The organism is Candidatus Chryseopegocella kryptomonas (assembly GCF_001536065.1).
Classification (GTDB): Bacteria; Bacteroidota; Ignavibacteria; order Kryptoniales; family Kryptoniaceae; genus Kryptonium; species Kryptonium kryptomonas.
Map to the genome: position 1 here is coordinate 61,317 of NZ_CZVW01000007.1, position 12,918 is coordinate 74,234.

Genomic DNA, 12,918 nt, shown 5'->3' on the forward strand with positions numbered 1-12,918 from the left:
AATGAGCGGGATAAAACAAAAAATTCAAAACATAATTCAACTTGTCCCATTTCCAGCGGTTGCGATGGAAGTTGTTCGCCTTGTTGATAATCCAAAAACAAGTGCAGCAAAACTTGGCGAAGTCATCTCACAAGATCAGGCACTTGCAGCAAAAGTTTTGAAGGTTGCAAACTCCCCATTCTACGGATTTCCAAAGCAAATTTCAACAATTAACTTCGCTATCGTTGTTTTAGGATTTGAAACGCTGAAAGAAATTGTGTTAAGTGTTTCTCTTGCGAGTTCTCTTGTTAATAAACTTGACAAAGATTTTGATCTTGAAAAATTTTGGAAGCATTCACTTCTTGTCGGGTTGATGACAAAACATCTTGCAAAGGATTTAAATTACAGGGTTTCTGGTGAGGCATTTATTGCGGGATTGTTGCACGATGTGGGGATTCTCGTCGTGGCACAGTATTTCAAAAAAGAGTTTCAGCAGATAATTCAAATCGGGAAGAGGAGAGAATTTACATTTGAGCAAATTGAGCGTCGTTTTCTTGACAATTCAACTCATTATGAAATTGGTTCATTGCTTGCTGAAAAATGGAATTTTCCAGATCAACTTGTTGAAGCGATCGCTTTTCATCATCAGCCACATTTAGCCCCGAAAAATCCGCAACTTCCTTCTCTTGTTTATCTTGCTGAATATGTATGTTTCAAACTTGGTCTTGAAAACATTGAATATGCAGATCACGACGAATCTTTTTCCGCAGATTTGCCCGCTGTTCTTGAAGTTTTAAAACTTGACGAAAGTTTTTTAAACGATGGATTCATTGAAAAATACAGAGCAAAAATTCAATCTGATGTGATGAAAAACCAAATTTTTTCGGGTGAAATGTGATGAAGAGATTAACGGGAAATAATCCAGAACTAATTGAAGAACTTTTGCCACAAATTGAAAAATTCATTGAATCACGGGAAGTTTATGTGAAAGCACTTGAAAAGACGATTGAAGTTTTAAAGCGTGAGATTGAATTTAAAACAAGAACAAATTCCGACTTCAAAGATTCAATTGACGAAATTCTTTTAATCCAGCGTCTTTCCACAAAGATAAGCACTGCTTTAAATTACGAGGACATAATAACAGAGTTAATTGAATTAACACGGCAGATAATACCAGTTATAGATTGCAATGTTTATGTATGCGATGGTGAGACGAAAAAACTTGAAAAACTTTCAAACCGAAGCGGAGAATATCTTGATAAGGTGATTGAGACATACATTGAAGATGGGATAATTGATTATGTGTTGAAGGAAAAAAGAAGCATTGTCCTTCCAGACATTAATAATTCACTTGACGAGTTCAGCGAGAAAAATTTCGTCCTTGTTCCACTTGTGTTAAGAAATGAAGGCATAGGAGTTTATCTTATACACACGGATAAAAAACAAAGGGATTTTACAAATCAAATTTTGCTTTTGCTTTCAATTCTTGCAAATCAAACCGCAGTTGCGGTTGAAAATTCAAGGAATTACAACGCTCTTTTAAAAGCAAACGAAGAGTTGAAGATAACGCAGGCACAGATGATTCAAGCAGCGAAACTTGCAGCAGTGGGAGAACTTGCTGGTGGAATTGCTCACGAGATAAACAATCCTTTGCAAATTCTTTTGGGGCATATTCAACTTATGCAACTGGGGCGTGATCTTCCGAAAAGGATTGAAATCGTAAAAGAACAAGTTGAGAAAATTGCACAGATAACAAGACGACTTTTGAATTTTTCACGAAAAGTTCCAGATGATTTCAAATTTGAGCCAGTTAATGTGAATTTCGCAATTCAGGAAATTATGACGCTTGTAAGTTATCAATTTAAATACCACGACATTGAACTCGTCTTGAAACTTGATCCAGCACTTCCGACGATTTACGGAAATAAAATTTATCTTCAGCAAGTTTTTCTGAATATGATGATAAATGCAAAAGATGCGATGCCAAATGGCGGAAAACTTGTGATTGAAACTGGCTCGGAAAATGGGAATGTAATTGTTAAGTTCATTGACACAGGCGTTGGGATTCCAGAAGATATAAAAGAGAAAATTTTTGAAGCGTTTTTCACAACGAAAGGAAACAAGGGGACAGGGCTTGGGCTTTCAATAAGCAGATGGATAGTGAGAAAACATGGCGGTGAAATTAAAGTTGAAAGCGAAGTCGGTAAGGGCTCAACTTTTATAATCATTCTTCCGATAAATCCAGAACAAAATTCAAAATAAAAACAAGGCAAAAAGATGGCTGGTTTAAGCGATGGATTTTACATTTTGATTTTTTTGACAGTTTTAATTTCCGCAATTGCTCTGCTTGGACTTTGGTTTATTTTTAAAGTCATCAAAAAAAGCGATGGAAAAAAAGAAATTAAAGAAATTGAAATTTTTGCCGATAAAAGTTTTGAAGAGTATTTGAACGAAGAGAATTTGCAGAGTCAAAAGATGGAAGAGACAAAGTTTCAAAAAGATGATGCGGGCTTTGGATTTCAGGATGAGGTGAATGATTTTAGCGAGAGCGAAATTTTGAAACTTGCTAAAAAATACAGCGTTGGTCAGGGCGAAGTTGAATTGCTTTTGAATTTGAGATCAAAGAAAACAATGAAAAACGGAGATTACGAGCGGATAATTAGCGAAATTGAGAAAGGGCTTGATATGAGAAAGGTTGCAAAAAAATACAGAGTCGGATGTGGTGAAGTTCAACTTCTTCTGAATTTGAAAAACGCAAATCAAAGCATTTTCTGGAAAAAATGGAAATAAAATCGGATGTAAAATGATAAAAGGACTTTACACATCTGCGGTTGGAATGATGCCGAACAAACTCAAAATTGATGTCATAGCAAACAATCTTGCAAACATTGACACGACAGGATTTAAAAAAGACAATATCTTCGTCAGAATTCTTAAAAATGCTGTTCTTGATTTGAATAAAAACGGTGGGAATGAGTTGAGCGGACTTTATGTAACTGAATACACAAGTTTTGAGCAGGGAAACTTAAAACAAACGGGGAATCCATTTGACATTGCGATAAATGGCGACGGATTTTTCGTTGTTCAAACTCCAAATGGTTTAAGATATACGAGAAATGGTAACTTTACACTTTCGGAAGATGGGCGACTTGTCAATTCAAATGGTTATTCTCTCGTTGGTTCGGGAGGAGAGATAAAAATTCCAGATGTGAGGAGTTTGAAAAGTGTTGATGTTAGAATTACGCAAAATGGCGAAGTTTATGTCAATGATAAATTTATTGACAGGATAAAAATTGTGTGGTTTAATGATTTGACGAAGTTGAAAAAAGACACTGCGACAAGTTTCATTGCGGATGAAGGTGCGGGGGAGATTGAGTTAACAAGTGGATATGAGATTTATCAGGGCTTTCTTGAAGATTCAAATGTGAATGCGATTGAGGAGATGGTTAGGATGATTGAGGCAAGCAGAATTTATGAGTCGGGTTATAAATCAGTTCAGAGTCAAGACGATACTTTAACGAAGGCAAATGAAATTGGGAAGTTGTGATGATTTATTTGACGAGTTATAAAGATGGAGAAAAATTTTTTTGCAGGATTGAGTTTTCTGGCGATGGTTTAAGGGTTGAAGGTTTTGGAAAAACTTTTTGGAGAACATTTATTCCGTGTTTTTTAAAGGGTTTAGTTTTTGAAGTGAAATTGAAAACAAAAAAACTTTTCAAAAAATGGAAAGGGCATTGAGAACAGCAGCAACAGGGATGTATGCACAGCAGATAAACATTGATGTGATAGCGCATAATCTTGCAAATGTTAACACAACTTCGTTTAAAAGAAGCAGAGCGGAGTTTCAGGACTTGATGTATCAAATTTTAAAATCTCCAAATTCGTCAAGTCAAAATGGAAATGTTGAAGCGAGTTCAGAAATTCAAATTGGCACAGGTGTTCAAACAGTTGCGACATTGAGAGATTTCAAGCAGGGCGATCTTCAACCGACAAATAATCCGCTTGATGTTGCGATAAATGGGGATGGCTTCTTTCAATTGCGAAAACCAGATGGAACAATTGCTTACACGAGAGATGGTTCATTTAAAATCTCAAGAGATGGACGACTTGTTAATTCTTCTGGTTATGTGCTTGAACCAGAGATTGTGATACCAGAGACGGCGATTGCAATCAGCATAAGTAAAGATGGTGTAGTTGAAGTTTTAAATTCGGGTGAAGTTGAGCCAGTTGAAATTGGAAGGATTGAACTTGTTAAGTTCGTAAATCCAGCGGGGTTGAGAAGCATAGGGAATAATCTTTATGTTGAGACGCAAGCATCGGGACAACCGATTTTTGGAACTCCAGGAAGCGAAGGGTTTGGTGAGTTGATGCAAGGTTGTCTTGAATCTTCAAATGTTGACATAGTTGAAGAAATGGTCAATATGATAGTTGCACAACGAGCATATGAGATAAACTCAAAAACGATAAAGACAGTTGAAGAAATGCTTCAAATGGCAAACAACTTAAAGAGATAAAATGAAATTGCTGGCGATGAAAATATGTGTTGCTCTAATTCTTTTTCAAATGTTGAACGCTGGCAGTGATGTTGAGGAAAGGTCTAAATCTGAAATTGTTAAGTTTTTAAGCGGGAAATTTCCAGAGCGAAAAATTGATTTTGTCATCAATTTGAAGAAGAAGTTTGATGCGAATTTATTCAACGAAAGTTGCGAGATTAAAATCGTCAAGCAGATGAGTTCTGGTTTTAAAGGTTATCAAAGTTTTGAATTTAAAGTTTGTTCGGGAGATAGTGTCAAAGAAATTATCGTTCAGGCGTTTGTGAGGGCATTTGAAAATGTTTTAATTGCAAAGAAAGATTTGAAGCGTGGCGAAGTTTTTGATAGCGAGGGGAAATTGTTTGAATTTATTGGGTTTGAAAAGATTGAAACAACATTTTTAAGAGATGATTATGCTGTTGGTGTTAATTCTGTTCTGGGGAAGAGATTGAAAATGCCAGTTAGAAAAGGAGATGTTGTTTTTATGAGTTATTTTGAAGATTTGCCAATGGTTAAAGCGGGTGAGAAAGTTAAGTTAATTGCAACTGTTGGCACTGTTAAGATTGAAACAACGGGAATTGCGAAAAAGGATGGGAAATTGAACGATGTTGTAAGGGTTTTAAATCCAGAATCAGGGAAATTGCTTTATGGAAAGGTCATCGGCAAGGGAATCGTGGCTGTTGAAATTGAAAATTAAATTATGGTGCTGGAAATGTTAAAGAAAATTTTCGTTGCATTTGTGATTTTTGGCTTTATGCGGATGTATTCGCAAGAGGTGATTCAGCGTTCGCTTTTTTCGGATCATAAAGCATTTAAGAAAGGCGATCTCATAACTATCATTGTGATTGAAGTTTCTTCTGCGGAAAGCAATTCGGAAAAGAATGCTTCAAGAAGCGGAAATATAAACGGCTCTGTATCTGGAAGCGGTGCGTTGAGTTTTATCCCTGAATCAGGATTTTCAATCGGAACTGGAAATGAATTCAAGGGACAAGGTTCAACTTCAACTCGTGGAACTGTCAAGGCAAAAATAAGTGCGAAGGTTATTGGGATTGATTCATCTGGAAATTTGATAATTGAGGGCAAAAGGAAAGTCAGCGTTAATGGTGAAGATCAAATAATAAGGATAAAAGGTCTGGTTCGTCCAAGTGATGTTAACTGGGATAACACTGTTTATTCATACAACATTGCTGATGCTGAAATTGAATTCACTGGCAAAGGTATGGTTTACAGAAGCCAAAGTCCAAGCTGGATAACGAGATTATTACACTGGCTTTTTTAAAACAAATTTTTTCGGGCAAGATGCGTAGGTTGATTTTTTTAATTTTGCTTTTTCAAAGTTTAAGCTTCGGGACGAGGATAAAAGATATTGCCTATGTCAAGGGTGTTTCGGGTTATCAAGTCATCGGTTATGGGCTTGTTGTTGGCTTGAATGGCACGGGAGATACAAGAAGAGCAAGTTTTACGGTTCAATCTGTTGTGAGCATGTTGAAAAAATTCGGCATAACGGTGACAGATGAAAATTTGAGAATGCGAAATGTTGCAGCTGTTATGGTTACTGCTTTTATTCCACCTTTTGCGAAGGAAGGAGCAAGCGTTGATGTAATTGTATCATCAATTGGAGATGCGACGAGTTTACACGGTGGAAATTTGCTTATGACCCCGCTTGTTGGCTCTGATGGTGTTGTTTATGCGGTTGCACAAGGTCCAATTTCAGTCGGTGGATTTGATGTGAGAACTGCGTTTGGAACGGAGTACAGGCGAAATGTCACAACGACGGGAAGAGTCCCAAATGGAGCGATAATTGAAAAATCAATCCCGGTTAACATTGCTTCAAATTCAAATGAGAAAATTGAACTCGTCCTTCGTCAGCCGGATTTTACAACTGCAAAAAGAATTGCAGATGCTGTTAATTTGAAATTTAATTCAAAAATTGCTTTTGCAATTGATGCGTCTTCAATATTTGTGAAAGTTCCGGAAGAGTTTAGAAGCGATGAAAAAATCGTTGATTTTATCTCACAGATTGAGTTAATTGATGTTCAGCCGGATGCGATTGCAAAAGTTGTAATAAATGAGAGAACGGGAACAATTGTAGTTGGAGAGAATGTGACAATTTCACCCGTTGCGATCTCCCACGGTGCTATACACATAGAAATTCAATCAGTTCCTGTCATCTCACAGCCAGCCCCATTTTCAAGAGGTCAAACAGTTGTGACTCAACTTACGACGATAAATGTTTATCAAGATACTACTGTTGTCACTGCGATTGAAGGTGCTGCGACTGTTCAAGATATTGCAAAAGCGTTGAATGCTTTAAAAGTTCTACCAAGAGATATAATTGCCATATTTCAGGCGTTGAAAGAATCAGGAGCATTGAAAGCGGAATTGATAATAATGTGATGATTTGCTATGAAGGTTGAGAATAAAACAACACAGCAAGTTTCAAAAGTTAACACAAATCAAAGTGAAGCGAGAAAAGTTCGTCTTAAAGAAGCATCTGAAAATTTTGAGGCGATATTTTTGAATTTTATGTTGAAGTCAATGATGAAAATTTCGGACGATAAAAATTCAATTTTTGGTGGTGATAATTTCGGAGGCGATGTTCTTGACGGGATTTTCTTCCTTGAAATTTCAAAACATCTTGCTAAAAACGGCAAGTTTGGGATTGCAGAGATGATTTACAAGGAACTTGAAGCAAGGGATTCAAAAGTTGAAAACCTAAATAAACAGAGCGAAGGTGTGAAGAAAGATTTCAAAACTTTACAGAAAAATGAAGCGAACGCAAGGAAAGAGAACATAAAAAAATTTTTAATCCAGAGATACGGCGTGTCGCTTGTTGATAGAATTAAAAAGTTTGATGAGATAATTAAAAAAGCATCGGCAGAGTTTAATGTTCCAGAGGAGTTGATAAAAGCGGTAATTGCTGTTGAATCATCGGGAAATGTTTTCGCTGTATCGCCAAAAGGAGCAAAGGGATTGATGCAACTTGTTGATTCAACCGCTGAATTTGTTGGAGTGAAGAATGTTTGGCATCCTGCCGAAAATATATATGGCGGAGTTAAATATCTGCGATATCTTCTTGACAGATTTAATGGCGATTTGAAACTTGCTCTCGCTGGTTATAACGCAGGACCTGAAAATGTTGAAAAATTCGGTGGAATTCCGCCATTTCCTGAAACAATTGAATATGTTGGGAAAGTGATGCGTTATCTTAAACTTTTTGAAGAAAACAAAACCGTGTTTGAAGATGGTAAATGAGACCGTGAAAAATACGCTTATTGAGTTCAAAAACAAGTTGAAAACTTTGAAAAAGATCGCAGAGGAAAAGCAAAAGGCAATTGTTGAATTTGATTACGATAGGATTGAAGATGCTGTGAAGCAAGAGGAAGGGATTGTCGCAGAAATTGAAAAATTTTTTGGAGCAGATTTTGAGAAGAAAAAACTTTTTGACTTGCTTAAAAATGAGCCAGAATTATGCAGATTGAGGGATGAGATTGAAAGCGAGGCGAGTGAAGTTAAGAAGTTAAATTCGGAAAACAGATATTTGCTTTCACATTCAATTTCATTTGTAAAAGGATTGATTGAGGTTTTTCAGGAAGCGGGAAAAATAAACAAAAGAGTTTGAAATATGTCAGGATTGTTCGGGATAATAGAAAGCGCTAAAAAAGCGATTCATTCTTCAAGGGTTGGTATGGAAGTAACAAGCCACAATGTTTCAAATGTTAACACTCCTGGATATACGAGGCAAAGGGTTGAATTAAGTAGCACAGATGTTTTGACATCAAAGCGTGGGATGGCAAACGCAGGCGTGAAAGTTATCGGCATTAAGCAAATTCGTGATGAATTTGTTGAAAGCGAAATAAGGCGTGTTTCAAATTTGATGGGAACATATTCGGTTGAGAGAGAAATTCTCGGACGAATTGAATCTTTGATTAACGAGCCAAGCGATGTTGGATTGGGTCAATTGATCCAAAACTTTTTTAATGCTTTTGATGACCTTGCGAAAAATCCAGAAGATAGAGCATTAAGAGTTACGGTTGTTCAAACAGGCAAGGCGCTTTCACAGAGATTTAACGATATTTTCCAAAGTTTGCTCGGAATTAAAAAAGATGTTCTCTCTGAACTTGAAGCAAAGATAAAGAGTGTGAATGAAATCGTAAGCGAAATTGCAAAGTTAAATGTAAGTGAGATAAGACTTCTTTACGCTGGTGCAGAAACAAATCCGTGTTTGAAGATGGTAAATGAGACCGTTAAAAATACGCTTATTGAGTTCAAAAACAATTTGAAAACTTTGAAAAAGATCGCAGAGGAAAAGCAAAAGGCAATTGTTGAATTTGATTACGATAGGATTGAAGATGCTGTGAAGCAAGAGGAAGGGATTGTCGCAGAAATTGAAAAATTTTTTGGAGCAGATTTTGAGAAGAAAAAACTTTTTGACTTGCTTAAAAATGAGCCAGAATTATGCAGATTGAGGGATGAGATTGAAAGCGAGGCGAGTGAAGTTAAGAAGTTAAATTCGGAAAACAGATATTTGCTTTCACATTCAATTTCATTTGTAAAAGGATTGATTGAGGTTTTTCAGGAAGCGGGAAAAATAAACAAAAGAGTTTGAAATATGTCAGGATTGTTCGGGATAATAGAAAGCGCTAAAAAAGCGATTCATTCTTCAAGGGTTGGTATGGAAGTAACAAGCCACAATGTTTCAAATGTTAACACTCCTGGATATACGAGGCAAAGGGTTGAATTAAGTAGCACAGATGTTTTGACATCAAAGCGTGGGATGGCAAACGCAGGCGTGAAAGTTATCGGCATTAAGCAAATTCGTGATGAATTTGTTGAAAGCGAAATAAGGCGTGTTTCAAATTTGATGGGAACATATTCGGTTGAGAGAGAAATTCTCGGACGAATTGAATCTTTGATTAACGAGCCAAGCGATGTTGGATTGGGTCAATTGATCCAAAACTTTTTTAATGCTTTTGATGACCTTGCGAAAAATCCAGAAGATAGAGCATTAAGAGTTACGGTTGTTCAAACCGGCAAGGCGCTTACACAGAGATATAAAGAAATTTTCCAAAGGTTGCTCGGAATTAAAAAAGATGTTCTATCTGAACTTGAAGCAAAGATAAAGAGTGTGAATGAAAGCGTAAGCGAAATTGCAAAGTTAAATCAAAGTGCGATAAATCATCATAACACTGGTGCAGAAACAAATGATGTCAGGGACAAGATAAATCAAAAGTTGAAAGAACTTTCAAAACTTGTTGATGTCGTTGTTAAGTTTGACGAAAGCGGTGCGGTGAAGATAAGTGCTGGTGGTGTGACGCTTGTTGATAAAAATTTTGCGACGAATCTTGAATTGAAATTTTCAGATGGACAGGTGAAAATTTTATCAAATACCGAAAATCTTGAATTGAAGTTAAACTCTGGCGAAATTTTTTCGCTTCAAAATTCCTTCAATGGTTTAATTCCGCAAATGATTCAAAAATTTGACCAACTCGCTTCAAACCTTATAAGCAGAGTGAATGAGTTTCATCGCAATGGCTATGGACTTGATGGATCAATTGGAAACGATTTCTTCGCTGGGACAGGCGCTGGAAGTATTCAAGTAAGCAAAGCGATAATTAATGACTTGAACAAAATTTCTGCTTCAATGAACGGAAATGCTGGCGATAATAAAATTGCTCTTGCGATCGCATCTTTGAAAAATGATGAAAAAATTTCAGGATTTTATAATTCGGTTGTGAGCGATATTGGTTTGAGGTCAAGGATAAGTTCGGACAATGAAAATTTACAGCAGATGATTTTAAATCAACTTGAATCACAAAGAGATGCTATTTCTGGCGTTTCAATTGATGAAGAAATGCTGAACATGATAAAGTTTCAAAAAATGTTTGAAGCATCTGCACGGGTGATTCAAAGCGTGAATGAGATGATAGATGCGGTTCTTTCAATGGTGAGATAAAAATAAATTTCTTAAAAGTTATGCGGATAACCGAGTTAACAGTCATAAAAAACTTGATTGCGAACATAAATGGCGCAAGGGAACGAGTTAATCAAACGCAGTTGAAAATCGCAAGTGGAAAAGAAATAAACACGGTTTCAGACAATCCGTATATCGCAAACTCAATAATCAATCTTAAAAATTTGATCTCAAAAAATGAGCAATTTCAGAAAAACATTGACGATGCGATTGATATTTTGAGCGCAACTTCCGAGGCGGTTGATAATTTTGTCAACACGCTTGTTGATATAAAATCACTTCTTGTTGAAGTTTCAAATCCAGCAAGACAGCCAGATTACGAAACATATGCAAACAGATTGAATGAACTTTTCAAGCAAATGCTTGATGCGGTTAACACAAAATTTAAAGGCAAATACATTTTTAACGGGACGAAGACAAATGTAAAGCCATTTGAATACAATGAGAGAACGGGGACATTGCTTGTTGACTTATCAAACGATGCGATAAATTTTGAGGTAAATGATGGGGTTTATGAAAAAGTAAATTTCACGGTTGATGAATTGTTCGGCGGAAGAGAAATTTTTGATGTTGTTCTCGGGATAAAAAATTCGCTTAAATCTGGTGTTAAGCCAGATGGTTCTTTAATTCAAAGATTTAATGAACTTTTTGACTTCATCACAAGTCAAGCATCTGATGTTGGCGCTTTGATGAACAGGTTTTCGCTTTTGCAGAAGCAAATTGAGAAGCAAAATGTCATCTTGAAAGAACTTCTTTCCATAAGACAGGACACAGATATGGCACAGCAGGCAATAAACTTGCAAAGAGATCAACTAATTCTTGAATCCGCATATACAATTGCTGGAAAAATCATTCAAAAGTCAATAATTGAGTATCTGCGATGAAAAATAATTCAACATTTGAATTTGGAACGATTGCTGGACTTATACTTGGTGTGCTTTCAATTTTTGGCTCATTTTTGCTTGAAGGTGGAACTATCGGTGCTTTGATTTTAATTCCAGCGATGTTAATTGTTTTTGGTGGGACTATTGCGACAGCAATGATAGGTTCGCCTGCGAAGGTATTTTTTAAAATTCCAAGTTTCATAAAACTTGCTCTTATCCCGCCGAAATTTAATGTTGTTGAAACAATTGAGACGCTTGTAAATTATGCGATAATTGCGAGAAAAGACGGAATCCTTGCGCTTGAGAAAGAAGTTAACAATGTTTCACATCCATTTTTGAAAAAGATGTTGCGACTTGCAATTGATGGCACAGATCCAGAGACAATTCGTGAGATAGCGGAGATTGAAATTAATTACATAACTGAAAGACATATGGCAAATGCGACGGTTTTTCAGAAAATGGGTGGATATGCGCCGACGATGGGAATAATTGGAACGGTTATGGGTTTGATTTCAACACTTGCAAATGCTGGTGGCGATCCAAATGAACTTATACATCATATAGCAAGTGCTTTTATAGCAACATTATGGGGTGTTTTCACAGCAAATATAATTTGGCTTCCGATAGCAGATAGATTGAAATCAATTCACGCAGAAGAGAAAATTTTACTTGAAATAATCGTTGAAGGTGTCCTTGCAATTCAAGCAGGTGAAGTCCCAACGATAATAAAGACAAAACTTTACTCAATGTTCCCAATAAGTGAACAAGCGATAGAGAGTTAGAAAATGTCAAGAAAGAAAAAAGGACATCACGAAGAACACGAAAATCTTGAAAGATGGCTTATAACTTACGCTGACCTTATCACGCTTTTGCTTGGTCTTTTCGTTGTTCTTTATTCAATGTCTCAAATTGATTTGAACAAATATCAGCAATGGATTTCTGCGTTCAGCCAACTTTTCGGTGGAGGTGGAGTTCTTTCTGGGGGTAAAGGAATTCTCGTCACACCATCACCGCCGAAGTCAGGTTCAGATGCGGTTGCTGGAACTTCACAATCTCAATCAAATCAAACACAGCAAAAACTTGAACTCCAACTCAATGCGATTTTAAGTTCGGGTATTCAATCAAAAAAAGTAATCCTCACAACTTCTCCCGAAGGTTTGACAATTCATTTACTTGAAAGATTGCTTTTTGAATCTGGAAGCGCAGATTTAAAACCCGAAGCGAAAGCAGTTCTTGACACGCTTGCAGAAGTTCTTAAATTTTTGCCGAATAAAATCAGAATTGAAGGACACACAGACGATAGACCGATAAAAAGTGCAAGATTTCCATCAAATTGGCATCTTTCAGTTGCAAGAGCGTTAAATACTGCGTATTATTTAATGAGCAAAGGCGTAAATCCAGAGAAAATTTCAATCGCTGGATATTCAGAATATAGACCGATTGCGCCAAATGACACAGAGGAAAACAGAGCGAAAAACAGAAGAGTTGACATAGTCATAATTTCAACGCAGAGTGGAGTTTTCGGAAAAATTTCAAATTAAATTTTTAT

15 protein-coding genes are annotated in these 12,918 nt (G+C 36.5%); all 15 read left to right on the forward strand.

All coding sequences use genetic code 11. The features are described from left to right. Nucleotide 1: 1 nt before the first annotated feature. The 15 genes from AWW83_RS04205 to AWW83_RS04280 all read left to right on the forward strand — a co-directional run bounded on the left by AWW83_RS04205 (nt 2) and on the right by AWW83_RS04280 (nt 12,910). Nucleotides 2-877, forward strand: coding sequence for an HDOD domain-containing protein (locus tag AWW83_RS04205; protein WP_092348957.1), 876 nt, complete (start codon nt 2-4; stop codon nt 875-877). Then, nucleotides 877-2,241: a sensor histidine kinase gene (locus AWW83_RS04210; protein ID WP_092348959.1), complete on the forward strand. Its 1,365-nt coding sequence runs from the start codon at nt 877-879 to the stop codon at nt 2,239-2,241. Before AWW83_RS04205 ends, AWW83_RS04210 begins: the two co-directional genes overlap by 1 nt. A gap of 15 nt (nt 2,242-2,256) precedes the next feature. Then, on the forward strand, nt 2,257-2,769 hold the full coding sequence (locus tag AWW83_RS04215; protein ID WP_092348962.1) for a hypothetical protein: 513 nt from the start codon (nt 2,257-2,259) through the stop codon (nt 2,767-2,769). Nucleotides 2,770-2,782: 13 nt separating this feature from the next. Then, nucleotides 2,783-3,526 carry a flagellar basal-body rod protein FlgF gene (flgF, locus tag AWW83_RS04220; protein WP_092348965.1) on the forward strand — a complete coding sequence of 248 codons (744 nt, stop codon included), beginning with the start codon at nt 2,783-2,785 and terminating at the stop codon, nt 3,524-3,526. 175 nt (nt 3,527-3,701) lie between these two features. Continuing rightward, nucleotides 3,702-4,493 carry a flagellar basal-body rod protein FlgG gene (gene flgG / locus AWW83_RS04230; RefSeq protein ID WP_092348971.1) on the forward strand — a complete coding sequence of 264 codons (792 nt, stop codon included), beginning with the start codon at nt 3,702-3,704 and terminating at the stop codon, nt 4,491-4,493. A gap of 1 nt (nt 4,494) precedes the next feature. Further along, on the forward strand, nt 4,495-5,208 hold the full coding sequence (gene flgA / locus AWW83_RS04235) for a flagellar basal body P-ring formation chaperone FlgA (protein ID WP_092348974.1): 714 nt from the start codon (nt 4,495-4,497) through the stop codon (nt 5,206-5,208). 15 nt (nt 5,209-5,223) lie between these two features. Beyond that, the gene (locus tag AWW83_RS04240; protein ID WP_159421101.1) at nt 5,224-5,790 is read left to right on the forward strand and encodes a flagellar basal body L-ring protein FlgH; all 567 of its coding nucleotides are present in this window, start codon (nt 5,224-5,226) and stop codon (nt 5,788-5,790) included. A gap of 20 nt (nt 5,791-5,810) precedes the next feature. Further along, nucleotides 5,811-6,908: a flagellar basal body P-ring protein FlgI gene (locus tag AWW83_RS04245; protein ID WP_092348980.1), complete on the forward strand. Its 1,098-nt coding sequence runs from the start codon at nt 5,811-5,813 to the stop codon at nt 6,906-6,908. Between the two features lie 9 nt (nt 6,909-6,917). Beyond that, complete coding sequence (locus AWW83_RS04250) at nt 6,918-7,766, forward strand: transglycosylase SLT domain-containing protein (protein ID WP_092348983.1); 849 nt, start codon at nt 6,918-6,920, stop codon at nt 7,764-7,766. Continuing rightward, nucleotides 7,756-8,133, forward strand: coding sequence for a flagellar export chaperone FlgN (flgN, locus tag AWW83_RS04255; protein WP_092348986.1), 378 nt, complete (start codon nt 7,756-7,758; stop codon nt 8,131-8,133). Before AWW83_RS04250 ends, flgN (AWW83_RS04255) begins: the two co-directional genes overlap by 11 nt. Nucleotides 8,134-8,136: 3 nt before the next feature. Further along, nucleotides 8,137-9,120 (forward strand): flagellar export chaperone FlgN, encoded by a 984-nt coding sequence (gene flgN, locus AWW83_RS04260; protein WP_092348989.1) that lies wholly within the window; start codon nt 8,137-8,139, stop codon nt 9,118-9,120. A gap of 3 nt (nt 9,121-9,123) precedes the next feature. Continuing rightward, nucleotides 9,124-10,467 carry a flagellar hook-associated protein FlgK gene (gene flgK / locus AWW83_RS04265; protein ID WP_092348992.1) on the forward strand — a complete coding sequence of 448 codons (1,344 nt, stop codon included), beginning with the start codon at nt 9,124-9,126 and terminating at the stop codon, nt 10,465-10,467. Nucleotides 10,468-10,487: 20 nt separating this feature from the next. Further along, entirely contained in the window at nt 10,488-11,369 is an 882-nt protein-coding gene (locus AWW83_RS04270) for a flagellin N-terminal helical domain-containing protein (protein WP_092348995.1), read from the forward strand. Beyond that, nucleotides 11,366-12,151: a motility protein A gene (locus tag AWW83_RS04275; protein WP_092348998.1), complete on the forward strand. Its 786-nt coding sequence runs from the start codon at nt 11,366-11,368 to the stop codon at nt 12,149-12,151. The genes AWW83_RS04270 and AWW83_RS04275 overlap by 4 nt, the downstream gene beginning before the upstream one ends. 3 nt (nt 12,152-12,154) lie before the next feature. After that, a complete protein-coding gene (locus AWW83_RS04280; RefSeq protein WP_092349001.1) occupies nt 12,155-12,910 on the forward strand; it encodes an OmpA/MotB family protein in 756 nt (251 codons plus the stop codon). Nucleotides 12,911-12,918 lie beyond the last annotated feature (8 nt).